The sequence below is a fragment of the Peribacillus muralis genome (genome assembly GCF_001645685.2).
GTDB lineage: Bacteria > Bacillota > Bacilli > Bacillales > DSM-1321 > Peribacillus > Peribacillus muralis_A.
This window is the reverse complement of the sequence record NZ_CP017080.1, coordinates 1,172,966-1,197,691: the sequence shown is the minus strand read 5'-3', so window position 1 is coordinate 1,197,691 and position 24,726 is coordinate 1,172,966. Positions and strand designations below refer to the sequence as shown.

Below are 24,726 nucleotides of genomic sequence, written 5' to 3'. Positions count from 1 at the left end.
AGCGATATGCTTCGCCTTTTGTTTATGCATTTATAACCAAGAAGCTCCAATGATGACTAACAGGATGAAAAGAACGACAATTAGAGCAAAGCCTCCACCTATTCCTCCAGACATTGATCTTCCTCCTTTCCATTCTTAAGTAATAACAGTTTCTTGCACACTCTTATATCCGCCAAAAGGAATCCAACCCTTTCGTTGCTTGATAACATTTTATTCTTTTTCTGTTGAGCGGCTACCCTATCCTATTCAACTCCACGGCAAAAGGAGTGGGCACTTTCCATTATTAATTTTGCAATCGTTTAGCAATAGGCTGCCCCTACAATTATTAATAAAATGAATAACACCACTAACAAGGCGAAACCTCCGTTAAATCCATTACTCATTATGCTACCTCCTTTTGATGTCCTCGATTTATCATATGTAGTTGTTCATGATCTGGGTAGGCATTCACCCATTTTTCCAAAAATTCTTATTCATACATCAATATATTATTTTTTGTAAAGTAACCATAATATGTTATAGTTATTTTTGTGGAAATACGAAGAATAGTAAACAAGAAACTTAAAATTAGGAGATGTTCTCAATGAAGAAATGGGCATTATCGATTGCTGTTACTGCAGGGCTGATTGGACTTACAGCATGCAACAGCGACAAAGAGGCAGTCGTGGAAACTAAAGCGGGGGATATTTCGAAAGAAGAATTTTACAATGTCATGAAGGACCGTTATGGTGACACTGTCCTACAGGAACTTGTTTATGAAAAAGTTCTTTCAGAAAAATATACAGTAACGGATAAAGAAGTTAAAGCCAAAACGGCAGAACTCAAAGAGCAAATGGGTGATAATTTCCAAACGGCCCTAGCCTCTTCCGGATATAAGAGCGAAGAAGATCTTAAACGTGCACTTAAGATCGGCATGCTTCAAGAAAAAGCCGCCGTTGCTGATATCACAGTAAAAGAAGCTGACGTGAAAAAAGCTTATGAAGACTATAAACCACAAATCAAGGCTAGACATATTCTTGTAAAAGACCAAAAAACGGCTGACGAAGTGAAGGCTAAATTGGATAAAGGCGAAGACTTCGCCAAACTTGCCAAAGAATATTCAACAGACACAGGGACAGCTGAAAAAGGCGGGGAACTAGGCTGGTTCGGTCAAGGCGAAATGGTTCCTGCATTTGAAGAGCAAGCATACAAGATGAAGAAAGATGAAATCAGTAAGCCGGTTAAATCGGATTATGGCTACCACATCATCCAACTTCAAGATATAAAAGAAAAAAAATCGTACAAGGATATGAAAAAAGATCTAGAGTATGATTTGAAAGTCGCACAAATCGACCAAACCAAGGTTCAAGATATCTTGAATGCCGAAGTGAAAAAAGCTGACGTAAAAATCAAAGATAAAGACCTTAAAGACGCCATCACTTCCGGAGACGCAGCAAAAGCCGAAAAATAATTGGATAAGCTAAAGCGGCAGGACTTTGTCCTGCCGCTTTTTTTCGGCTATGCTCCCTGATTTATATCCTTTTTACGCCTCTCACGCTCTTCTTCCATACGTTCAATGTACTTCTGACCTTCCTTCTCTATCCAAGCATCATCTATAAGCCGCTCCTGCCTTGCTGTCCAGATTGACATGACTGCACTGACAATAATTCCAATAAACACGAACCAGATCCAAATCGGCATGTCCATTCCCTCCCAAAAAATCTACTATCCATTTACTAGAAAATATGCGGGAACAAAAAAAATATGCTTCTTTCTCCATCGGAAAGAAGCATATTTCTTTAAAATGTAGGTTTATAAAATGAGCGATTATCGAGCGCGAAGACTCTTTCCGTGAATTCACCCGGTTTCACTTTTTCCAGGGCCCGGTCCATCATATTGATCTTTGCATCCATGTTATCGATGTAATGCAGCACTTCAGCCTCCCTCACCATTGGCGGTTTCGGGCTGCCCCACTCCGCTTTGCCATGGTGGCTCAAGATCAAGTGTTTGAGAATCATGATTTCTTCAGCTTCTATCCCTAACTCCTCTGCTGCTTTACCAACCTCATTCACCATGATGGTTATATGACCTAATAAGTTCCCTTCCACCGTGTAAACGGTCGACACAGGCCCGGATAGCTCATGTACCTTTCCAAGGTCATGCAGTATCACTCCTGCATACAAAAGGTCGCGATCGAGCGAAGGGTAAAGGGTTGATATGGCTTTGGCCAAACCTAGCATCGATACGACATGATAAGCGAGACCAGACATATACTCATGATGGTTTTTAGTCGCTGCGGGAAACGTCAGGAATTCATTCTGATACTTCTTAATAAGGTGTCTAGTGACTCTTTGGATATTCGGATTCCTCATTTCAAAAATGAACTGAGTGATCGTTTCCATCATTTCTTCCTGACTTAAAGGTGCCGTTTGAATCAAATCGGCCTTCGTTATGCCATCAGCATCCGACGTGACTCTTAAATTGCGGATTTTCAATTGGCTTCGGCCTCGATAATTCTGGACCTCCCCTTGAACTTTCACCGTTGCTTCAGCACAGTACGTTTTTTCATCAGCCTCGGAAACATCCCATAACTTTGCCTCAATCTCTCCTGTTTTATCACATAAAATCAATGTTAAAAACGGCTTTCCATTACTTGCAACCGCCTTTGTACTCGTTTTTATATACATATATATATCTACAACTTCACCAATTCCATAGTGAATGATCCCATTTCCCATGCGACTGCCCCCGTTCAATTAAATATCAACATTATAACATATGAACCTAGAAAAAGTCCGTTTAGTTTTGTCAATAAGTACTGGACATATTGTTACGGATGGACGCTTTGCCATCCATTTCCACATAAAAAAAGGCTCAAAACCATAGCCTTTTCATTCCAATCCTATTACCATTTTTCTCATCACATGAAATTTCTTTTTTAAAACGCCAAACAGCAAAAATGAAACAATAAAAAACATTTAGGGAATAAACTAGTCTTTATCGGTAGACTCCAGAGGAACACGATTTTGAGTCGGATAAAACGATTATTCTTTCAACGAATTCTTATTTGCATTACGGATATTAGATTTATATACGTAACACTTATATTGAGGAGTCAACTTTCAAGACCCTTCCATTTTTAAAATTTTCACTTCATTGATTGTCCTGAAACGCAGTTTGACAACCGCCTCTACCTCCAATTATTACTGAATCTTAATTTCTTACCTTTTTTCAAGAGCGAGGTTAATGTCACAGACAGAGGAAACTCTTCCGTAATTATCCTTGTGTATGATGTGTTTTCGTTCAAATTTAATTGGCGTATCAATACCTGCTGCAGCCGCAAGATTAAATAGTCCTTCACGGAGGGAAATTACGTAATTGGCAACTCGGTATTGTTTTTCCTCAATAACTAAACCTTCCTGTAACTTTGAATCAGTAGTCGCTACACCCGCCGGGCAGTGATTTGTATGGCACTTTTCTGCCATGATGCAACCGATGCTAATCATAAAGCCGCGAGCAATATTTACTAAATCCGCCCCCATCGCTAAAGCAATTGCAACTTTATCTGGCGATATCAACTTGCCAGATGCAATGAGTTTGATCCTGTTACGTACACCATATTTTTTCAGAATCTCATCTACAAGTGGCAAGGCTGACATAATTGGAAGGCCGACAGCGTCTGCAAGCTCCTGATAGGTTGCCCCAGTTCCTCCCTCTCCCCCATCCACTGTAATAAAATCTGGCCCTTCACCTGTATCTCTCATGGTTTTTGCCATTTCCTCAAGAGCTTCAAGATCCCCCACGACAATTTTAATACCTATTGGCTTTCCGCTTACATCTCTCATTTTTTGTACAAAATCGAACAGTTCGCTAAAATTAGTAAATTCATAGAATCGGTTTGGACTGTTAATTGTTTTTCCTGGTTCTACCATACGAATTTTGGCAACTTCCATGGTCACCTTCTGCCCCTCAACGTGTCCACCTCTGATTTTAGCACCTTGTGCTAATTTAATTTCAAATGCCTTTACCTGTTCAATATCACTTTTCTTTTTAAATTCTTCCCAGGAGAATTTCCCATCCGGTGTCTTTACTCCAAACAGTCCTGGACCTATCTGCATTATAATGTCGACGTTTCCAGCAAGATGGTATTTAGTAATACCACCTTCACCAGTATTCATCCAAGTCCCACCTGCCAGCCCCAACCCTTTCGAGAGTGCAGTGATGGCATTCTTCCCAAGTGCACCATAGCTCATGGCAGATTGCCCGACAAGTCCTTTTAGTTTAAATGGCTTCTGGCATGTATTTTCTCCTATGATGACAGCATCCTCCTGTCGTAAGAAATATGGTTCCGCTTGGTTGTTTTTCAAAATTTCTTTTCGAGTCAATAGACCTTCCTTCATATCTCCATAAACCTTTGTATCAATTTTCTGGGAATTATCTAATCTTAATTCTTCTCGGAGCTTTGGAAACATACTATTCCGAATGTAGTAACCAGCTTCATCGAAGTTACGTTCCGATCCAAATCCTATTACTCGACTCTTATATTTCCCTGATTTTACTACATCTTCGAATTGCTTTCTTGAAAAAGGGGTGCCCTCATTATTATTATCAAATAAATATTGCCTAAGTTCCGGCCCAACTTGCTCAGTCAAATATCTAAGTCTTCCAATTAAGGGGAAATTCCTCAATATCGAATGCTCTTTTTGTGTGTCATCCTTACGGTATAAATACGTTGCTGCTGCCACTGACCCCAAAATGGCGCATCCCTTTAAAAATGTTGGAAGGTTTTTTTTGATCTTTGACATACTATCACCCTTTCTCTTATTTGATCTTTCTTGCATATTTAAAATGCATCTTAAACTAATCCCTTTTTTTGTAATAAAACATAAACTACCCATTTCCTATTATTTTTACTTGAACCATATTACCATTTTTATCCTCACGTGAAATTTCTTTTTTAAAACGCCAGATATCAAAAATGAAACATAAAAGAAAAACATTTAAGTTACGCAATAAAACGCGCAGCTTAAATGTTAATTTTTATACATTATATTTAGAATAAAATAATCCTTTTGTTGTGAAAATCTGTTTAATCACATTCACACCACTAATTTCAACACATCCTGGAATTAAATCGTCTAACTTTTTAGCTCGTCGCTGATACGATGGGAAGATTATCATAACTAGAATCTGTAAGGAAATAAGATAACTCTTGTTTACATCAGCGGCTAGGGGCGAACCGGCGCTCCAAAGACATGTTTTGGTTGGTCAATCCTTGATAGGCTTACTTCTTGTCTTTTTTAAGTAATTTCTCTTTCCACTTGCGATCAGCATTTTTAATTTTATTTTTTGTCAATAATTTTCTCACTCGAATAATAATGTCCTTTTCAGTCACATATTCTTCTTTAATGATTTTTTTTTGGAAGTCCATCTGTTTTTTGTTTTTCATTAGCTTCCTCTCAATATAAAGGTAAATGATACGGCTTAACCAAACAAAACACTTTCTTTTCCCTATACTGCAAAAACATAATGGTTCCTACTCAATAAGATTTCATACAAATTCAGTAATCCTTCTGATTCCTTCTTTTTGAAATGCAGTCTTACAGGCTTTCATGTAGCATGTCTTTTTTCTTTATGTTTATCAATAATTATTTATTAAGCAGCTAAAGAACCTTTTTTATTTTTTTTCGTTCCATTTTTCAATAGTTTTCTAAAATAGGGAATTGCATATCTATCCAATCCATATTTACCAGAATTTTCTCCCGCAACCACTACGAAAATACCGAGAAGCACCATTTGTGCATTTGTACTTACAGTACCGCTAAATAAGAAGGAGAAGTTCATGAGCATACCCATTAATACTGCGAAGTTAGTGAATAAACCTAGAATTAAAGCAATACCTACAAGTAATTCTCCCCATTGTACTAAGAAAGTAAATAACTCGGAATTTGGTAATGCTACGTTTTTTAAAAATAACGCCCACCATCCTTGAACTGCTGGATGCTCTCCAGTGCTGGAGGCAATTGCTCCTTGAAGAAAACCAGTTGCATCAAAGCTACCCCCCACTATTTTTCCAAAACCTGCGTGTAGAAATTGATAACCTAAATAAATTCGAAATATTGCTAGTATTCCTGCTACAATTTTATTTTTTCTTAGTAAGTCTAACATGTCCCCATCTCCTCTTGTTGTTAATATATTCACAATCTTTATCAAGTTTTACTACACTTTTATACTACCATTTATTTTTTTATAGAATAAAAATCAGTATAATGTTCATAATTTCACAAACTTTTCTTGTCTTTTTTGTGAATTATAATTTTCCGGCTTCATTTTCGCCGTCTTTTGTCGATGTTTGGAAGATTCACCTCGCCTATTATAGGATAAGTTTTGTTTAATAAGTAAAGCAAAAGCGACACCTGAAAAGATGCCGCTACCCTATAAAAGGTTTCAGAAACGACTCAACCATTGCTCCCCTGACGAGAACAAAATAACACGGACTTCATCATCTTTTTCATGATTGCTACTCGACAGGAGTGATTCCAAAGTGTTCTGCCAGGTGGAATGCGCCTTTTGTTAGCTACTAAAAAGTAGCAGCAAGTTTTTTTGCTTTCCGCATATCCGTATTTATGATTTCATTGGCTCTCTGAGGTTCCATTTCATGTCCTTCTACATAGAGGGCGGACACATCATCAATACCTACAATATTAAGAACTTGCTTTAAATTAGGGTGGCTTTGTGTAAGTCTCTCGTGAATAAGTGCCCCCACTCCTCTCCTTTCTTTAATCATTTGAAATATTACTCTTCTATTGTTCGAGATTTTTATCAATATAGGAAATACCAGACGCTTTTGCTTCCCCTCCTACGATTGAGTCTTCCATCTAGAAATTTGCAAATATATTGAACGCAAAAACGGCATCTTCCATTGTGTATTACAATGAGAGATGCCATCCATTCACATATTCGTATCTCTAAAAGTCAGTGCGTACCTTTTATTTGCCGATACACCAATTAAACATTTATGCTATATTTTCTTTGTTTTTTCTTCACGAGTGAATCCAAACTGTACGGAATATCACGGAAGCAAACCAATAGAAGAGAGGCTGCAGATGCAGAAAAGACAGAATAATCAAGAGTAGCTTTAAAACCAACTCCTACAGTTAAACCTAACGCAAATAGAAGTAACATGAGGCTACTCAGTAAGGCTACTATCCTTGTTTGAAAACCAAGGATCAATAAAATTCCAAAAATGATTTCACCAATGGTCGCAATCCATGCGATTGTTGGTATAAACACATCAGGTACAACAGGATTTAGCACGTTTACGTAGTCCATAAAACCCTTCATGTTGCCCCATGCCACATTTGAAGCCCCCGGCTTTCCCCATAATCCAAATCGATCGGCCACAGCTGATAAAAAGCTAACACCTAAGGCTAACCTTATGTATAACGCAATCCATCCAATTTGCTTCCCTTGCATTTTTCACCCTCCAGATTATCATAAGTATTTAAGTAAACATTTTCTCCTTCGTTTAATTGTATTTTAATTACCAATATTTTATAATAATACCATATAAATGATAAAAAATTACTGTGAAATGTAAAAACCACGCCACTATATAAATAAAAAGTACCATTTGATGTGATTGTAAATACAAAAAAATCTAAAATTGATTGTTCTTCTTATTGTTGGAAGTATAATCTACAATAATTTTTTTAAAATAAGAAGGAAGTTAAATAAGGTATTATTTTTAATTAGTTTAATCTTTTTGTTTCGAAAATTTCTCAGGAAAAATAGTTAACATTAAGTATTTTATGAACTGTAAATGTAGGTTTATCTCCTCTGAAAAGATAAATCGCTCATTATTCAAAACATGGTTTCCACATCCAGATTTTGTTCAGGAACTTTCAAAAACGATTATTCAAAATAAAATACTTTCCAATACAAATAAAAATTTCTCTGGAGCGATGGCAGAAAAGATAGCAATGATGTTTAGTGCGAGCAATTACGGTCATACGCTAGACGTTATCAAGACGTTAAGGGTAGAATCATAGCGTTGAGTATTACGACAAATTAAAAACGCACCCCTATAACAAATGTCATAAAGTTGCGTCCATCACCTGTGTAAATAAACTCTTGAAGAACATCTTCTTTCTTATATCACACAGTATGAATTATGAATACGGGTTGGCTTCCAAATCATAATTAATGATCTAGTAAAAAATACAAGTATACTAGGTCCATTTTGCATGAAGTTATCCAAAGTTCGTCACCAAATTATCATCAGTAGACTGAATACTCCGTACATTCTGAATATTAGTCATAAGAAGGGCATGAGCCCGGTAGATTACCGGATTCATGCCCTCAAGACTTCCGAAGTAAATAAAGTGTCTAACTTTTTGGGTTCACTTGAGTTTATCCATTGGCCATCGCCTTAATCCTACTTCGAGCATAACGCCCCTTCCCAAACGGGATGCACATGGGACTGCCGAAAATTGGATCGAAGGCAATTTGGCACTCCATCCCAAATACTTCCCGGACCAACCCTGGCGTGATGATTTCCTCAGGCCGTCCTTCTGCATGTATCGACCCGTCTTTAACGGCAACTAAATTATCCGCATAACGGCATGCCAAATTCAAATCATGAAGCACCATTACGATCGTCCGATTCTCAAGCTCATTCAAGTCGTACAATAAGTCAAGAATCTCGATTTGATGGGTCATATCAAGATATGTAGTCGGTTCATCCAGCAATATGATGTCCGTATCCTGAGCCAGCGTCATCGCAATCCATGCCCGTTGCCTCTGTCCACCTGATAATTCATCTACTGCACGGTCCTTCAACTCTGACAAGTTCGTTGCTTCGATTGCCTTTTGAACTTGCTCTTCATCCTCGGCGCTCCACTGTTTCAACCAACTTTGATACGGATACCTCCCTTGTTTCACGAGCTGATAGACTGTAAGACCTTCAGGAGCTGTCGGCGATTGCGGAAGAATCGCCATTTTTCTTGCTACCTCCTTCGATGACATGGAGGAAATCTCCTTGCCTTCCAAGGCTATCGAACCACCTTGCGGCTTCAACAAGCGGGCCACCGATCGCAGCAAAGTTGATTTCCCACAGCCATTGGCACCAATGAAAACAGTGATCTCCCCTTTGGGAATTTCTAAATCCATATCATTTATAATTAATTTATCACCATAACCAAGCGATAAAGACTGGGTGTTAATAACTGGTCGCATAAAAATACTCCCCTTATTATTCTAATAATTTCAGTTTAATGAAAATGATTATCACTGTCAAACTAAATAAGCATAATGAACCAAAAACATCGAGGTCCATCTCCATGGATGATTCATTCGTCTATCCTTCAAATATATGACGATTACCCGTATTTCATATTCAAAGTGCAGTGTAAAGCCACGTACGAAGAAAACACAAAAACTGCAGACAAACTCCTCCATTATCGAGAGTTTATCTACAGTATGCCTTTCCATATGATCGCCCGTTAACCTACGAGCAGCCGTTTTGAACAATGTGCGAGAGATTCATCTTTCCTGAAGGTGAACAAATTCAAATTGATAAAGGACATTATTTCAGCTGCGATACCCCAGGCTTTTACCTCAATTTGATATAGGATTTTCGGATTACCTGTGCTCCATAACTCCTCATTCAGCGCAGTTAGCTTTTTATCCAGCGCGTGACCGATTTCATGCGTAAGGATGATCCATGTATATTCCTCAAGCTTATCAAGCGCCCCTAACGAACGTTGACACTGAATCTCGATATCTTCCTGATATAAAGTGATCGTATGACCTTCGGCAGAATATTTCCCACCCATACATCGCGTACCAAGGAACTCCTTTTCGATGATTAACAGTAAAGATGGATCATGCCTGCTTACAAACTCATTCATAATCAATGACTTCACGCTCTTTATGAAAGTTTCAATCCAATTATATTCCACGGATGATCAAATCATTATCCTTGTTCAATATAGGATTGGATAGATGAATCACATCTTTCTCCGCAAAATTCTCCATGACATGATGATGGCAGGTAAAAAAGAAGATTTGCCGTTTTCGCGAAATTGTCTTCAATAATTCAAGCATCCGTTTTGTCCTTTTTGCATCAAAATTAACAAAACCGTCATCAATGATGAGTGGGAAAGGATCATTGTCAAAGGTGTGTTCCGCTAGCGCAAGCCTTAGGGAAACATATATTTGCTCGGCTGTCCCGCGGCTAACCTCTTCCACACCGAATCTTAAGCCGTCACTGCGCTGCACCAAAATTTTTTCCCCTGAATGATCAAGGATGATATTCGAATAACACCCATTCGTCAAAAAGGCAAAATGTCGCTCTGCATCCGCGATGACCTTCGGAAGCCGTTCCCTTTTATATCGATCCAGCGTTTTATTCAACAAGCGTTTGGAAATTGCCAACTTAGCCCATTCTTTCGCCTCTTCATTAAACGCCGCTTTTTCTTCATAAAACCGATGAAGTAAATCGTCGTATACACCTGATGCTTCAAGACGTTTGATCTGATGCTTCGTGTCAGTCAGTTTTTCCATTAATGCTGATTTCGCGTTTGCTGCATCCTTTAATTTCCGTTCTAACTCTTCTAATGTATAGGAGGTGATCTGTTGTTTAACATATGTTCGTATTCGTTCAGGGAGCATTCTCGATTGCTCAATTTGGACGGCAATCAACCCAAGTTGATTTGTCAAAGATCCTTTCTTTTCGGACAGGGCAGCGTGATGTCTGTATTCTTCCTCGTCATTTACCTTGGCTAACCCAAATAGCTGTTCCATTTCGGCATCAAGATAATTCTTTTCCCTCGTCAGCTGCTCGATTTCATTCCGCAGATGGCTTCGCTCCTGAACCCTTTGCGTTCGTTGGACAGAGAACTCTACAGCATCGTTCAATTCCCGCTTTAAAAGGCCTATCGCTTCACGCCAAGTGGATGGCTCAAAATCAAGGTCATGGGCAAAATGAAATAAAATCTTCGCTTTGCCATCAAATTCTTCATGTAGATATTGATGCCGCTCGATTGTTTCGAATTTCCTTTCCACGGCCCCCTTCCAATTCCCAAGCATGTCGAATACAGATTCAAGATTGATTTCCATGCCGGGAAAAGACATGCCCCATCCACTTAAGATGCTTTTCATTTCTTTAGCCAATTTTTCCCTTCGCGCTTCCCAAGCCGCATACTCCTGAATGGTCGATTCAAATGCCTCCTCCCGTTCCTCATATTTGACCCTTTCCGTTTCATACTGCCTTTGGAGACGGTCGTCGAGTTCCAGCAATCGTCGCATCGATTCCCCATCACTATCCTGATGAGCTTCACTGCCAAGTTCTTCTCTTTTTCGTTTCGCGTCATCCAATTGCCGGATATGTCCTGATAATATATCCTCTCCTTTAAAGAGGTACCTGGAAACCGCAAACAGGATGGCTGCAGCCAGAAATATCATTGATAGCAACAACTGATCACTGAAATAACAACTGAGCGCACCTAAACATAGAAGCGCTACTATACTTCCATTCATGATTCGTGATCGATTGCGATCATGTGCCTTCTTCTTTTTCTGTAGAGCCAGTTGTTTTTCAAGTTCGAGTATTTGCTCATCGAGTATGAGACTTTTGACTGCTTTAAATTCACTGTTATGTTGCTTGTTGTATGAAAATTCCAGCTTGCTTCGTTTCTCCTCAGGCATTAACTGTGCTTCTATCTCCTTCAAGCGGGCTTCTGTCGTCTCCAGACTCACCTTTTGCAGCCCATATTTCTCATCGAGCTGCATTTTATCATTTTGGAGCTGGTGCTTATCCCTCTCCGTTCGTTTGACCTTTTCCTTCATATATGTACTGATATCGAATTTGCTGATTTCAGCATCTGGTTCATCGAGGAATAGTTCCCGCTTCACCTTCTCAATATTTTTTTCTTCCATCAGCCTTTCGTGTTCTGCCGTGCGCATGTCCACCTCGAGCTTCTCCAGTAAAGTTCCTTGGTCGACTGCATGTTCAATCTGCTCTTTGTGCTCCGTGATAAATGGATTGATCTCGCTTTCAATAAGATTCTCTTCAAGTTTGTTCAGTTTCTCGGTCAATGCAGATAGCTGGGCCTTCATTGGCATTCCAACGGCTTGCAACTGCTCAAGCCTTTTTAAACCATCTACAGGAAAACTTACATCCTTGATTTTCCTTAATTCCGATTCAATATTCCCCCGCTCCTCAATCAAGGGCTTAATTCGCAGGAAAGTCCCTACATTCACAAGGTTTTCTTCTATCGCTTGGATAGCTTTCGTAATCTCGGCAAGCCTCTCCTTAAGTTCTGTCTCTTCGTGCAAAAATGCCGTATATGACTGCTGCTCCTGTTCCGATGCCTTTACCTTTTTTTGCAGTTCCTTAAGATCTTTTATCCTCACATTCAATAGGGGTTTCTGGCCTGAAGGCTTGAATAGCCGATCAAGCTCTTTTTGCAACTTCGTTTCTGCCTCAAGAAGCTTATCATTCCCGACCAGCCCAGCTGACAATAAATATTTACTCATCGTTCCTTCACTTAGCGTTTGCAAGCCTTGAAGTCCTTGAAGGTCGAAAGAAAAAATGGCTTGGTAATAGTTTTTATCCACACCAAGAAGAATATCATTAAGCTCTTCCTCACCCCCGACCCTCCCATCCTCGAAGGTGATCGTTACATCGCCAGTCGCTTTACCCTTCACTCGTTCAATAACGATTTCCCTATGTTTTTTTGTTATGAGAGTAAGTCTCCCCCCATATTTGGCATGCATTTTAGGCTCGTAACGCGGTTCGTTTTGAACCCTTGTCGGAAACCCAAATAATATACTATGCATGAAAGACATGATGGTGGACTTGCCTGATTCATTTTCGCCAAAGAACACCTGCAGCTGGCCCAGTTCAGAAAAACGCTCGTTTTCGATTTTGCCATAACCATAGACATGGAGGTCTTTAATGATCATCGCTTCTCCTCCTCCCTCATTATGTGTTCGTTTCAAACAGCTGCAAAAGATACCTCTCCGCATCATCCAAAAGTGACTCCTGATCTTTTGGTTCCATCGAATCCAGATACCTTCTCGCAATCGGATGATGATAAAGAGGGGCCAACGAAGTCTCCGTCTCATCAAATTCAGAAGCAAGCTGTGACACTTCAGCCACAAATGGAGATATTTCGCTTGACCTATTCATCTGCATGGTATGCGTTAGCTTAATTTTATACACCCAGATAAACACTTCAGCTTGCTCTTCTTCCTGTAAAATCCGGGTCAAATCCTCAAGGTATTCCGCAACCTCCCCTGCATTTTCCCCTGCATCCAACTGTATTTCCAAAAGATAGCTTCTGCCATCCAAGCATTTTTCCTCAATCAATTCCTTGCATTGCTTGAAGATCCCATCGAATCCCCCATCGCCGGATACTTCGATCGTTTCACTATCCCATATAACCTCAGAGGTCCCTATGAAGGTATGTTTTCTCGATTCTCCATCGAGTTCGATGAGCAAACATCCCTTTTCTCCTGATTCCTTGCGGTTCCTTCCTTGAATATTACCTGAGTAAATTACGAGCGGGTCCTCTGAAACCACCTGATGCTTATGAATATGACCTAGGGCCCAATAATCGAAATCCCTGTCTGCCAATTCCTTTAGGGAAAAAGGCGCGTAGGGGCTATGTTCTGCATTGCCTTCCAAATTCCCATGAAGCAGCCCTATATGATAATCCGCCCCTTCAGACTTCTTGTACGTTTCAATCACCCTCTCCTTAATATGACGGCGTGGGTAACTGAATCCATATAAGTGGACGCTTGTCCCATCCCTCTTTTCAAACGATTTCACTTCCGTTTGACCCGAGAATACGTGGACATTATCGGGTTGTTCCACAGTAATCCATGTTCCGCTAAGATGATCATGATTCCCATGAATGATATAGGCAGGTATTTGAAGTTGCTGTAGTTTTTCCATTTCGGCCCTAAAGCGCACCTGTGTCCGAAGACTCCGATTTTCACCATCAAACAAATCGCCAGACAGCACGATAAAGTCAACCTGATGGAAAATGGCTTCATTAATTATATTTTGAAATGACTTGAATGGACTTTCCCTTAATTCCTTTAATATCGTTGACGGCAAACCCTTCAGACCTGAATATGGACTATCCAGATGGAGATCCGCCGCATGAATGAATTTCACACTGCTCATAGCCTCACCTCGGTATAACTGTTATTAATTTCACTTTAACATAACGAGAACATACTTTCCCACCAAAATCACAGAATTGTTGAGGCGATTCATTTAATGAACAGTATCGCCACATTCTCAAATAAAAAGACCGAATGGCTGGTACATTGTTGCTGCACCGCATTCGGTCTGTACTATTAGTGAAACATATCCATGCTTAAATATCGTTCACCATTATCAGGTGCAACGCATAGGACTCGTTTGCCTGCACCAAGGCGACGTGCCTCCTTGAGGGCAGCCCAGACAGAAGCACCGCCTGATGGCCCGATTAGAATCCCTTCCTTCGCCGCCATATCCTTCATCGTTGAAATCGCATCTTCATCAGCCGCTTGGACAATTTCATCGAACACATCCGTATTTAATATGCTCGGCACAAAGCCAGGACTGGTACCGACCAGCTTATGCGGACCAGGCTTTCCTCCTGAAAGAACGGGCGAACCTTTAGGCTCCACTACGACAACCCTTAATTGTGACAGCTGTTCTTTTAACGCTTCACCCGTTCCTGTTATCGTTCCTCCTGTACCCGCAGTTGCCACAAACACGTCCAGCTTCCCATCCATCTGTTCCAAGATCTCGACAGCAGTCGTCACTCTATGTATATCAGGATTGGCTTTATTTTCGAATTGCTGGGGGATGAAGCTATTCGGGATCTCAGATGCGAGTTCCTCAGCTTTACGAATTGCACCAGGCATCCGTTCCGCAGCCGGAGTAAGGACAACTTCCGCACCATATGCCTTTAAAATATTGATTCTTTCCTTTGACATATTATCTGGCATGACCATGATGGCCCTGTAGCCTTTTGCCGCTGCATTCATGGCAAGACCGATACCTGTATTGCCGGAAGTTGGCTCGATGATCGTGGCACCAGACTGGATGACTCCATCCAGCTCCGCTTGCTTGATCAAGTTAAACGCAGCCCGATCTTTTACACTCCGGCTTGGATTGAAATATTCAAGCTTTACAAAGACTTCCGCGTCACCCCGCCCTGTTAAATGGTTGATCCTTACAACGGGGGTATCCCCTATCAATTCCGTTATATTATTCACGATTTTCACTGTCATTCCCTCTAACTCCCTTCGACCTGAACACATACTCCATACACATTCCTTCCAGCTTATTATATCATTTTATACTTTTTGATATTAAAGATGGATTTCCGTCTGCATAAATAGGCTTTGTACACTTTGACTCTAATAGAGATTAGCGGATAAAGTTTGTTCGATATAATTATTTCACATCATTTTTTATAAAATCCTGCTAAACTTCAATATCTTTAGTTTTTATATATTTCTTTCAGATAATAATAGTCAAAATTGACAGATAATGATAAAATTTTCTTAACCATTCATACCATGATTATTTACGAATTGAAAAGGGGGTTTTTGGAATGACCAAAATATACAAGCTAACCGTATTTGAGCCGTCAGGTGAAAAACTTTTGGATGAATCGTTTACCGCGGAAAATGATGAGCAAGCAAAAGAATTAGGACAAAATCTTTTAAATGAAAAAAACTATCAAGATCAAACACACCGCTGCATTTCACCAGCAGGCCAGCTCTTGCTTTTTCACCGTTGACAATTATGGAAGCGCACTCATTCAAGGCTCAATATTATACGCAAAAGGCCGTCTCACAATAGTGACGGCCTTTTGCAATTCATATTTTTCATTTACCGGTGAAATTCGGTTTTCTTTTTTCGACGAAAGCTTTTATTCCTTCTTGATGATCCGCCGTTTGACGCATTTTCATTTGAGCCGCTTTTTCTATCTCAAGCATTTTAATCAATAATGGCCGATTTTTTTCACTAAGGATTTTTTTCGTTTTAATCATGGCAGAAATCGGGCTTTGCAGCCAAGCTTGCACTTTTTTATCCACTGCCTGTTCCAAAGTACCGTCTGCCACCTCATGAATAAGACCCTTTTCCTTAGCTTCAAGCGCTGTAAGCACTTTACCCTCCCAAATCAATTCTTTCGCTCCCACTTCACCAAGACGGCGCTCAAGAAAGAAATGTCCGCCGCCATCTGGAATCAGTCCAATTCCGATAAAATTCATCGCAATTTTGCTATCCGAATCTGCAATGAGGTGATCCGTTGCAAGAGCTATACTTAAGCCAAGCCCTGCTGCAGCCCCATGAATGGCGCTAATGGTCAATTTAGGCATGAAATATAACGTGGTCACCAATTCACTGATGCCATCCATCAAATCGTCGAAAGCGTTTTCTTTTCCGGGTGAGAGCATCATCTTGATATCTCCGCCCGCTGAAAAGGCTTTTCCATTCCCTTTTAAAATGACGACGTCCACTGCTTCATTATCACTTACTTCTTTAAGAACAGTAATGAAATCATGCAACATTTCCGGATTTAATGCATTCATCGCCTCTGGACGATTCATGGCAACGGTAGCTGTCCGGTCCGAATATGTCACTAATACAGTACCTGCAGTTGATGTTGATTCAATACTCAATTTTTCTTCCTCCTTCTTATTCCATGAAATAATTATATATCCCCTGCCATTAACGGAATAGGGCGAAAAGTTGTAATTGCGGAAATCATTCCATTATTTTTTGATGTATTTATCCTGAAGCTGATCTCGCAAGGCCCTTTTCAAAAACTTGCCAACCCCCGTTTTAGGAATCTCATCCAAAAAGATCACTTCATCCGGCAGCCACCATTTAGCAAACTGCGGCTTTAAAAATTCGATGATGTTTTCATCTGATACCTGACCTTTATATGCATCTTTCAAAACAACGCAGGCAATCGGGCGCTCCTGCCATTTTTCATGAGGCACCGCAATGACCGCCGCCTCAAAAATCCCTTCATGTCCCATTAATGCATTCTCTAAATCCACTGAAGAAATCCATTCCCCGCCGCTCTTGATCAGGTCCTTTGTCCGATCGACGATCTTCACGAACCCCTCCTCATCTATCGTGACGACATCACCTGTGTAGAGCCATCCATCCTTAAACGTATCCTCGCTACGTCCATCTTGAAAATACTCATCCGCAATCCAAGGACCCCTTATGAGCAATTCCCCCATTTCTTTGCCATCAGGTGATACCTCCCCATCCGGACCGACCACTTTAATTTCGATCATTGGCGCAACAAGGCCTTGCTTAGCCTTCAATTCATAAAGATCTTCTTCAGGAAGGCCTTCCTGATAGCTTTTTGGTTTGGAAATAAATACGAGCGGGCTTGTCTCCGTCATCCCATAGGCATGCAGAAACGGAATTCCGTGCTTTTGTTCAAATGCCTTAATCATGCTTTTTGGGGCAGCCGAACCTCCGCATAACACAGCGCGGATGCTGCTCGTATCATGTTCGGTTTCTTCAAGCTCCTTCAATAGCCCAAGCCAGATCGTCGGTACACCTGCCGCGATGGTGACCTTCTCTGTTTCGATAAGCTCCGCCAATATTTTCGGTGTGAAATACGGCCCCGGCAAAACCATCTTTGTCCCGAACCAGACGCTCGCAAAAGGCATGCCCCAAGCATTGACATGAAACATGGGCACGACTGGAAGGGCCACATCCCTTTCGCTGATTGCGGTGGAATCGGCAAGCCCCAGTGCAATTGCATGCAGCAATATCCCCCGATGTGAATAAACCACACCTTTTGGATTCCCTGTCGTAGCGGAAGTGTAACACAAGCCTGCCGGAGCATTTTCATCTAAATTCTGGACGAACGGCTGTTTTGGATTCCCTTCAGCCAATAAGGTTTCATAATGGTATAGAGGTGAAAGGGATGTTTCGGGAAGCTCGGCTTTATCGGTCATGACGATATACCCTTCAACCGCATGCAGCTCATCTTTAATTGCTTCCAGTAATGGAATCACATCTGGGTCAATCAATAATAATCGATCTTTTGCACTATTGATGATATAAGAAACGTGTTGAGGAGAAAGTCGCATATTAATGGTATGCAGGACAGCTCCAGAGCAAGGAATTGCAAAATAAGCTTCCAGATGCCTATGATGGTTCCAGGCAAGCGTTCCGACACGATCGCCTGTCTTTATTCCAAGCTCACTCAAGGCACTTGCAAGCCTCCTTGTTCGCTCTGCAAACTCGGCATATGTATAAGTATGGACTCCACCATCCGTACGCGAAACTACTTCTTTCTTCGGAAAATACTTTTCAGCTCTTTCAATGATCTGAGTCATGATCAACGGAGTATCCATCATTACAATCTCCCCCTTATATTGAAAACGTCTTCATTATATATTCGACCAGAAAAAAAATAATCCTTTTTCCCTAGATATGTTTTTTCCGTTTATTTTGAATGAATTTCAAAGTACTGAAATATCATGAAGAACAAGGAAGCTGTTTTCGAAACAACTTATTTTTCATGTTTCTTTCTAGAAAAAAAAGGTAATAGTAAAGATATAATTATATTTAGAGGGAGCTCACTGATGGTAAATAGAATAAACGAAGAATTAGAGGCGTATTGTGCGAGTGAATATTCAAAGCTATCACGGGTGATTGTCTGCGAACCTCGTCATATGGCGATCCGTGACATCATTAATGAAACGCAAAAGGAGTTCATGGAGGAAAATATAGATCAAGCCCGCGCCGTGGAGCAGCATGCCCACTTTACCAAGGCACTTGAACGAGAAGGAATCGAGGTCATTAAACTGCCTCCAGAAAGTACATATCCAGAACAAGTCTTTACAAGGGACATCGGATTCACTCTCGGCAACACAGTTTACGTAGCAGAAATGGCTACAACCATCAGGCAGGGCGAAGAACTTATCTTGAAATCCTGGCTCGAAACGCATGATATCCCGTTTTTCAACCTTCACAAAAATCATATTGAAGGCGGTGATGTCATCATTGATGGTAGCACGATCTACATCGGGGTCAGTGATCGGACGGATGAATCCTCCATCCGGCACCTTCAGTCCCTATTGCCGGAATATGATGTCATCGCCATCCCCTTCATTGAAAAATTCCTTCACCTAGACTGCGTTTTCAATGTAATTTCACCAACAGAGGCGCTTATTTTTCCTGAAGCCCATGCAAAAAAAGAACTGGATTTATTAGCCTCGCGCTATGACATCATCGAAGTGACCAAAAAAGAGCAATTCACATTGGGAACCAACGTACTTTCGATTGGAAATAAAAAATTATTCAGCCTGCCTTGTAACGAACAAGTGAATCGTAAGCTTCGTCAACGAGGGTACGACATCATTGAAGTCGATATTAGTGAAATCATCAAGTCAGGCGGCTCTTTCCGTTGCTGTACCATGCCCCTGTTGCGGACAACAAAAAAAATGTAAGGACCTGCTTGGCCAATTACGCAGCGCTTTACTTTTACCGGACCTGCCATTAGCGGAGGTCCTTTTTACTTTTAGCTTTTTACCATTCATTTAACAGCTTTAATATGGGTGTTGATTCCTTACGATTCAATTGAACATGTTTTTTGTGCTGATCCCGAGTCAATTCGATTACATGCTCATCTTTATTGACCCAAGCATAGTAAACAGGAATTGCCCCTTCACTTTTATCATCATTGAAATAAAAGATGAAATCCGCCTTAGGAATATCCTTATCCCATACGAATTCATGCCAATCCGCATTCTTTAAGACCTCCTTTGCTTTTTCTGTATCTCTCGTTTCTATTTCTTGTTTATAGGCCTCGAAATGGTAAGTTTTGTTTTCAAGTTTTTGAATCGAAATATGTTCTTCCTTTGTTGTACACCCTGCCATTACCGTTATCGACAATAAGACAAGTGCTAGTATACATGTCTTCTTTTTCATTCATGTCATCTCCCTTCACACACAGATGGATTAATTATCCATTTAAGATTCATTATACTAGTCTTCGGAAAATAGAAATAGGGGAAGTTCGTGATGAACGGTAAGAAACTTGAGCGTTTAACTTCAAATCATTAAGCCATGCATGATTTTTGTAGGTTTTGTCCACCAAGCTGCAATTTTCTCATAGTTTCACTGAGTCGAAATTTGATATTATGGAAATACCCTTGTTATACTTCTATAAGTTACCTAGAAAAAAGATCGAAAGGGGAATGTAAAATGAATTATGTTCAAAACCAACTGACAATGATGCGCAAAAATCTTTTGAAGGAAATCGAGGGAGTCACTCCAGAACATATGGATATACAGCCTGAAGGTTTTAATAATACCCTCCATTGGCATCTAGGACATGTTCTAACCGCAGCGGAAAAATTCTTATTGGATTCAAGCAGCACGTTGCCTGCCAATTACGGAAAGCTATTCGGATATGGATCAAAACCTGCCGACTGGACCGGCGACGTACCTTCTGTAGATACCTTGACACAACAACTGCAAGAACAACTTGGCCGCCTGCTTGAAATTCCCGAAGAACGCCTGACAGAAAAAGCAGCACAGCCTTTCATGGGAATGGAAGCTATAGGCGAATTCATTAATTTCATAGTCCTGCACGAAGCGAACCATATTGGACAAATGCACGCAATGAAACTCATCATTCAATCAACTGATCAATAACACAAAAAGCTGTCAATCATTTTCATGAAATGATCTGACAGCTTTTTGTATATTTCACTCACGAAATTGTGCTTGACCCGCCAATTTGGCGCTTTTACTCGCCAATTTAGCGCTTTTACCCGCCATTTTGGCGCTTTTCCCCGCCATTTTGGTGCTTTTACTCGCCATTTCAGCGCTTTACTCGCCATTTCAGCGCTTTACTCGCCATTTCAGCGCTTTACTCGCCATTTCAGCGCTTTTACTCGCCAATTTAGCGCTTTTACTCGCCATTTCAGCGCTTTTACTCGCCAATTTAGCACTTTTACTCGCCAATTTAGCGCTTTTACTCGCCAATTCAGCTTTTACTCGCCAATTCAGCTTTTACTCGCGTGTTTCACGCTTTTATTTTTGAGTTCTGTTTGCCAGGCGAATCAAAAGCAACCCCAGCAATGAAAGCAGGGGCTGCAGTACTCGTGTCATTATTACGTCAACTGATCCTGATTTTCGATAAAATCATTATAAGCCTGTTCGGCAGCGGCTTCCGAGGAGAACAAGGCATCATCGTCCTCTATCGTATGAAATGTATCATTCAGGAATAAAGCGACAGCATTCGGATCTTTTGGGTGGGGAACGATTTCCGCAGCCCTTATATTGGAAACGGTGGGAACATGGGGATTATTATAAATCACAAATACCTCGTCTCCGACTTGTACTTCTTTCGCATTGATAACTCCCATTTTATCCTTCCTTTCCTTAGCTGATTTTCTATAGTTTACGGAAAGGAGTTTAGAATTATTTATGAAATAATTTTTGCACCTTTAAAAAAATGGTTGAGGCTCCTTCTAAAATGAAGGAGCCGCATGGTTCATTTAAGCATATTCATCTTTTGCAAAAATTCGATGGGATGCTGCTTGCGGAAGAATTCCTTCAGCATATAGGCAACACCATCTTGATCATTGGAGCGAGTGACCCATTTTGCCACTTTCTTCACTTCCGCATCCGCATTGCCCATGGCAACTCCCAATCCGGAACCGGCAATCATCTCCATATCATCCAAGCCATCTCCTATCGAGACGATTTCCGTCCTTTTCACCTCTAGACGGTCGGCTAAATAAAGCACGCCACTCCATTTTGAAACACCCTTCGGAACAATGGTCATCTTATGGCCTGGGTGTAAAAGCGCATCCACCTCGGGGAACATTTCCTTCATTAATTTAAGCATATCATTTCGATCACTTTGTTCTGAAAATATTATATCCATTTTTGTTGGGGACATAGGCTTATCAATCAACTCTTCACTGATATCATCCACATAATTTTGGGCATAGATATTTTGATCATTCATATACATGACCGTTTTGCCAAGCAGGTTTTCCGGAAGGTTCACGCGATTGCCAAGTGAGTATTTTTCATGAATGAGCAATATTTGGCACACGGTCTTTTCGAGCATTTGCACAAGCTCCACAGTCAATTCTTCTGAAATTCTTTTTACCATCATGGGCTTCTCGATCGAAGCACCTACAAATGCGCCTTGCTGGGCAACTATCATCGGATTTATTTTCAGGGCTTTGGCCACTTTTTTTGCTGAATGATAATTTCTTGACGTTACAAGTGCAACATGGACACCTTTTTGGTGCACATAATCGATTGCTTCTTTAGTCGATTTATTTAAACGGCCATTGGACTGGAGCAATGTCCCGTCTATATTGACCGCAAGTAGACGATATACCATGCTGATCTCCCCCATCTGTAATATCCTCTTTCAAATTTATGACTAAATTTTACAGAGTAGAACAAATAGTGGTTCACATAAAAAAACTTCCAACCATATATAAATGGTTGGAGGTTAGAGTAGACTTATTGCTGTTGTTCAGGCATGCCGTATAAATCTTCAAGCGGCTTCATGATAATTTTATTGAGATCAGCGATGACCATGCTCATCCGTTGTTCAGCTTCCATCAATTGAGAAATGGTTGGGTTTTGTTGAACAAGCTGAACCGTCTTTTGAGCTTGTTCAACTTCTTCAGGAGCAATTTCCTCGCCCATCATTTGTTTTTGCTGCAAAGACATTTGCAGATTACGGAAGTTCTCAAACATTGCTTTTGTTGATTCATCGGAATTGACAAGATCATATAATCGTTGCAAGTCAGCATACTCATTGCTTGCCCGGATCGCCTTTTCCATTTCATACGCTGCATCATATACGTTACTCATGTATTTCCCCTCCCGGTATCATTGTATTCCTACACCTTTTCCACTATAACAAATCCGCATGCGAATTACACGTTTTCCTTATAAAACAGTTTGATTACCCCTAAATTAAGTATAGAATCGTCGTTATGTAAACGGCAGCTAATTGTTTTTTCAAGAAAGACCCCTGCGACATCAAGCAGGTACTTCCTTCGATGCAAAGCATCGCTTCATTCTATTAAAAGCTCGTTCATTTAAATCGATTTTTTTCTTGTGGAAACGCTTCTTTACTTCTGTATGAAAGGAAATTTTCATATTCTGTAAAGAAGCAACTCTCACTGAATTTTAACCATTCATGTGATTTAGCTTTTATTTTGTGAAACGATGGCATCATGACACCTTCTACTTTCAAAAACATAGAATGTGTTATCCACTTTTGCCCATCATTTAACTGAAAAAGGATAACAAACTTAGTGCAAACGGGGAATTAATATGAACATTAACCATCAGAAGGTTTTCATGACAGTGAACCCTGCAGAGACTAGAAAGAAAGCGCTCTTGTTCATCGAAGAAAAACTATTTAGGGAATGGGACCTTCGTTTCGGGGAACCCGTGACGATCATGGCTGGATGCCGTTCCGTCCCGGTTTTTGTCCAGCCATTCCCTTCATCCGGGCCTACATTGAAACTTTCATATGATATGAATCAATTTTTATCACTCCCTGTTTTTTCTGATGCAATATCCGTTTCTTTTCATGCGGAACAAAGGACCATTAAGATAGGCCCTTTCTTTGCTGCACTCACGAACCAAGTTCCAATGCAGGACGGGACATTCGGGGAGATGGAAAAATTTTATCAGGAAATGGCATCTTATTGTAATCAGCAAGGCATCCCCTTCTATTTATTGAAACTGCAATCACTCCAAGAAGGGATAGCGGAAGGCTTGTTTGCAGGACAAAATGGTTGGCAATCCTTAACTCTCCCCACTCCGGATGTATTATATAACCGGATACATTCGCGGAAGCTTGAGGCATCGCAATCTTTCGAGGTTTTTAAAATGGAACTCGCGGCACGGTCGATACCGATGTTCAACGGTAGATTCCTTTCCAAGTATGATGTACATGAGCTGCTGAATCTAGAATATGAATTGCTGCCAAGTTTACCTGATACGATACTTTTTGGGGAAAACGAACCATTCCTGCGCTTCATAGAAAAGCATACGGTCATCTATTTTAAGCCCGCTTCAGGCAGTCAAGGCAAGAATATATGCAAATTAACGCAAGTATCTGGAAAATGGAAAATCGAGTCCTCCGGGAATAAGCAGGAACTGCACTTCGCAGATACGGAAGAGCAATTGTTCGATATATTAAAAAGATTTTCCAGAAAACAAGCCTTCATCCTGCAACAGGGGATCTCCTTATTGGAAACAGAGCAAAGAAAGGTTGACTTCCGCATACTTCTCCACCAAAACGATCAATTTCAATGGAGGGTATCATCAATGGTTGCCAGGATTGGAGAACAGGGTGCCATCGTTTCCAATCTTGCACAAGGCGGAGTGATGAAAAATGGCTCGGATTTCCTAAAGGAGGTATTCGATTATCCTGATGCTGGACGTTTATATCAAAAGCTGATACGGCTGGCTAAAAACACGGCGAGGGCAATGGTTGAGCACCATGACGAATCTTTCGGGGAACTGGGAATAGATGTAGCACTGGATATCGATACCCATCCATGGATCATCGAGGTGAATTCCAAACCTTCTAAAAAATTCCAGGGTAATTACGAAACCTTTCGTCCATCAGTAAAATCAATCATAGATTTCATGCTGACCCTTAACCGCGAAAAACATCGATAAAAGGAGTTGCT

26 protein-coding genes and 1 pseudogene are annotated in these 24,726 nt (G+C 40.6%); 7 read left to right on the top strand and 20 right to left on the bottom strand.

Translation table 11 applies throughout. The features are described from left to right. Positions 1-30 precede the first annotated feature (30 nt). Positions 31-114 (bottom strand): YjcZ family sporulation protein, encoded by an 84-nt coding sequence (locus ABE28_RS05705; RefSeq protein ID WP_034314699.1) that lies wholly within the window; start codon positions 112-114, stop codon positions 31-33. Positions 115-299: 185 nt separating this feature from the next. Then, positions 300-383: a YjcZ family sporulation protein gene (locus ABE28_RS24380; protein WP_081092482.1), complete on the bottom strand. Its 84-nt coding sequence runs from the start codon at positions 381-383 to the stop codon at positions 300-302. A gap of 200 nt (positions 384-583) precedes the next feature. Here ABE28_RS24380 and ABE28_RS05700 point away from each other — a divergent pair, with 200 nt between their 5' ends. Continuing rightward, positions 584-1,450, top strand: a complete 867-nt coding sequence (locus ABE28_RS05700; RefSeq protein WP_064466653.1) for a peptidylprolyl isomerase — start codon at positions 584-586, stop codon at positions 1,448-1,450. Positions 1,451-1,497: 47 nt separating this feature from the next. Here ABE28_RS05700 and ABE28_RS05695 read toward each other — a convergent pair whose 3' ends face one another. The 7 genes from ABE28_RS05695 to ABE28_RS05670 form a co-directional block, all read right to left on the bottom strand. Next, positions 1,498-1,680 carry a sporulation YhaL family protein gene (locus ABE28_RS05695; RefSeq protein WP_053344914.1) on the bottom strand — a complete coding sequence of 61 codons (183 nt, stop codon included), beginning with the start codon at positions 1,678-1,680 and terminating at the stop codon, positions 1,498-1,500. Between the two features lie 98 nt (positions 1,681-1,778). Then, entirely contained in the window at positions 1,779-2,717 is a 939-nt protein-coding gene (yhaM, locus tag ABE28_RS05690) for a 3'-5' exoribonuclease YhaM (protein ID WP_064466654.1), read from the bottom strand. A gap of 483 nt (positions 2,718-3,200) precedes the next feature. Continuing rightward, on the bottom strand, positions 3,201-4,784 hold the full coding sequence (locus tag ABE28_RS05685) for an FMN-binding glutamate synthase family protein (RefSeq protein ID WP_083232228.1): 1,584 nt from the start codon (positions 4,782-4,784) through the stop codon (positions 3,201-3,203). Between the two features lie 479 nt (positions 4,785-5,263). Beyond that, positions 5,264-5,428, bottom strand: coding sequence for a hypothetical protein (locus tag ABE28_RS24885; RefSeq protein WP_156775694.1), 165 nt, complete (start codon positions 5,426-5,428; stop codon positions 5,264-5,266). A gap of 206 nt (positions 5,429-5,634) precedes the next feature. Beyond that, positions 5,635-6,147, bottom strand: coding sequence for a DoxX family protein (locus tag ABE28_RS05680; RefSeq protein WP_064466655.1), 513 nt, complete (start codon positions 6,145-6,147; stop codon positions 5,635-5,637). Between the two features lie 412 nt (positions 6,148-6,559). Next, entirely contained in the window at positions 6,560-6,766 is a 207-nt protein-coding gene (locus ABE28_RS05675; protein ID WP_156775693.1) for an NADPH-dependent FMN reductase family protein, read from the bottom strand. A gap of 221 nt (positions 6,767-6,987) precedes the next feature. After that, positions 6,988-7,455: a DoxX family protein gene (locus ABE28_RS05670; protein WP_064466657.1), complete on the bottom strand. Its 468-nt coding sequence runs from the start codon at positions 7,453-7,455 to the stop codon at positions 6,988-6,990. 567 nt (positions 7,456-8,022) lie between these two features. On the opposite strand from ABE28_RS05670, the pseudogene ABE28_RS26045 reads away from it, so the two are divergent. Then, positions 8,023-8,181: pseudogene (locus ABE28_RS26045) on the top strand (IS110 family transposase); the annotation flags it as partial. A gap of 210 nt (positions 8,182-8,391) precedes the next feature. Here ABE28_RS26045 and ABE28_RS05665 read toward each other — a convergent pair. The 5 genes from ABE28_RS05665 to cysK form a co-directional block, all read right to left on the bottom strand. Next, positions 8,392-9,216, bottom strand: a complete 825-nt coding sequence (locus ABE28_RS05665; protein ID WP_064466658.1) for an ABC transporter ATP-binding protein — start codon at positions 9,214-9,216, stop codon at positions 8,392-8,394. A gap of 266 nt (positions 9,217-9,482) precedes the next feature. Beyond that, on the bottom strand, positions 9,483-9,890 hold the full coding sequence (locus ABE28_RS05660; RefSeq protein WP_257390726.1) for a hypothetical protein: 408 nt from the start codon (positions 9,888-9,890) through the stop codon (positions 9,483-9,485). A gap of 40 nt (positions 9,891-9,930) precedes the next feature. Next, positions 9,931-12,948: an ATP-binding protein gene (locus ABE28_RS05655; protein ID WP_064466659.1), complete on the bottom strand. Its 3,018-nt coding sequence runs from the start codon at positions 12,946-12,948 to the stop codon at positions 9,931-9,933. Positions 12,949-12,967: 19 nt separating this feature from the next. Continuing rightward, positions 12,968-14,176, bottom strand: coding sequence for a metallophosphoesterase family protein (locus tag ABE28_RS05650; protein WP_064466660.1), 1,209 nt, complete (start codon positions 14,174-14,176; stop codon positions 12,968-12,970). 176 nt (positions 14,177-14,352) lie between these two features. Next, positions 14,353-15,276, bottom strand: coding sequence for a cysteine synthase A (gene cysK / locus ABE28_RS05645; RefSeq protein ID WP_064466661.1), 924 nt, complete (start codon positions 15,274-15,276; stop codon positions 14,353-14,355). 326 nt (positions 15,277-15,602) lie between these two features. Here cysK and ABE28_RS05640 point away from each other — a divergent pair, with 326 nt between their 5' ends. Beyond that, the gene (locus ABE28_RS05640) at positions 15,603-15,791 is read left to right on the top strand and encodes a YhzD family protein (RefSeq protein ID WP_064466662.1); all 189 of its coding nucleotides are present in this window, start codon (positions 15,603-15,605) and stop codon (positions 15,789-15,791) included. Positions 15,792-15,879: 88 nt separating this feature from the next. On the opposite strand, the gene ABE28_RS05635 is transcribed toward ABE28_RS05640, so the two are convergent. Together ABE28_RS05635 and ABE28_RS05630 are read right to left on the bottom strand one after the other, a co-directional pair. Further along, positions 15,880-16,671, bottom strand: a complete 792-nt coding sequence (locus ABE28_RS05635; RefSeq protein WP_064466917.1) for an enoyl-CoA hydratase — start codon at positions 16,669-16,671, stop codon at positions 15,880-15,882. Positions 16,672-16,770: 99 nt separating this feature from the next. Next, complete coding sequence (locus tag ABE28_RS05630) at positions 16,771-18,387, bottom strand: long-chain fatty acid--CoA ligase (RefSeq protein ID WP_064466663.1); 1,617 nt, start codon at positions 18,385-18,387, stop codon at positions 16,771-16,773. A gap of 228 nt (positions 18,388-18,615) precedes the next feature. Between ABE28_RS05630 and ABE28_RS05625 the strand changes: the two genes are divergently transcribed. Continuing rightward, positions 18,616-19,482, top strand: coding sequence for a dimethylarginine dimethylaminohydrolase family protein (locus ABE28_RS05625; RefSeq protein ID WP_180319979.1), 867 nt, complete (start codon positions 18,616-18,618; stop codon positions 19,480-19,482). 79 nt (positions 19,483-19,561) lie between these two features. Here ABE28_RS05625 and ABE28_RS05620 read toward each other — a convergent pair whose 3' ends face one another. Further along, positions 19,562-19,963, bottom strand: coding sequence for a hypothetical protein (locus ABE28_RS05620; protein WP_064466664.1), 402 nt, complete (start codon positions 19,961-19,963; stop codon positions 19,562-19,564). Between the two features lie 276 nt (positions 19,964-20,239). On the opposite strand from ABE28_RS05620, the gene ABE28_RS05615 reads away from it, so the two are divergent. Together ABE28_RS05615 and ABE28_RS24880 are read left to right on the top strand one after the other, a co-directional pair. Continuing rightward, on the top strand, positions 20,240-20,692 hold the full coding sequence (locus tag ABE28_RS05615) for a DinB family protein (RefSeq protein ID WP_064466665.1): 453 nt from the start codon (positions 20,240-20,242) through the stop codon (positions 20,690-20,692). Positions 20,693-20,777: 85 nt separating this feature from the next. Then, positions 20,778-21,083, top strand: a complete 306-nt coding sequence (locus tag ABE28_RS24880; RefSeq protein ID WP_156775692.1) for a hypothetical protein — start codon at positions 20,778-20,780, stop codon at positions 21,081-21,083. A 70-nt stretch (positions 21,084-21,153) separates the two neighbouring features. Here ABE28_RS24880 and ABE28_RS05610 read toward each other — a convergent pair whose 3' ends face one another. From ABE28_RS05610 to ABE28_RS05600, 3 genes are all read right to left on the bottom strand, one after another. Next, positions 21,154-21,408 carry a transcriptional regulator SplA domain-containing protein gene (locus tag ABE28_RS05610; protein WP_057912515.1) on the bottom strand — a complete coding sequence of 85 codons (255 nt, stop codon included), beginning with the start codon at positions 21,406-21,408 and terminating at the stop codon, positions 21,154-21,156. Between the two features lie 128 nt (positions 21,409-21,536). Then, complete coding sequence (locus tag ABE28_RS05605) at positions 21,537-22,403, bottom strand: Cof-type HAD-IIB family hydrolase (protein WP_064466919.1); 867 nt, start codon at positions 22,401-22,403, stop codon at positions 21,537-21,539. A 125-nt stretch (positions 22,404-22,528) separates the two neighbouring features. Further along, complete coding sequence (locus tag ABE28_RS05600; protein ID WP_064466667.1) at positions 22,529-22,885, bottom strand: YlbF/YmcA family competence regulator; 357 nt, start codon at positions 22,883-22,885, stop codon at positions 22,529-22,531. Between the two features lie 468 nt (positions 22,886-23,353). Between ABE28_RS05600 and ABE28_RS05595 the strand changes: the two genes are divergently transcribed. Beyond that, a complete protein-coding gene (locus ABE28_RS05595; RefSeq protein WP_064466668.1) occupies positions 23,354-24,715 on the top strand; it encodes a YheC/YheD family endospore coat-associated protein in 1,362 nt (453 codons plus the stop codon). Positions 24,716-24,726: the final 11 nt, after the last annotated feature.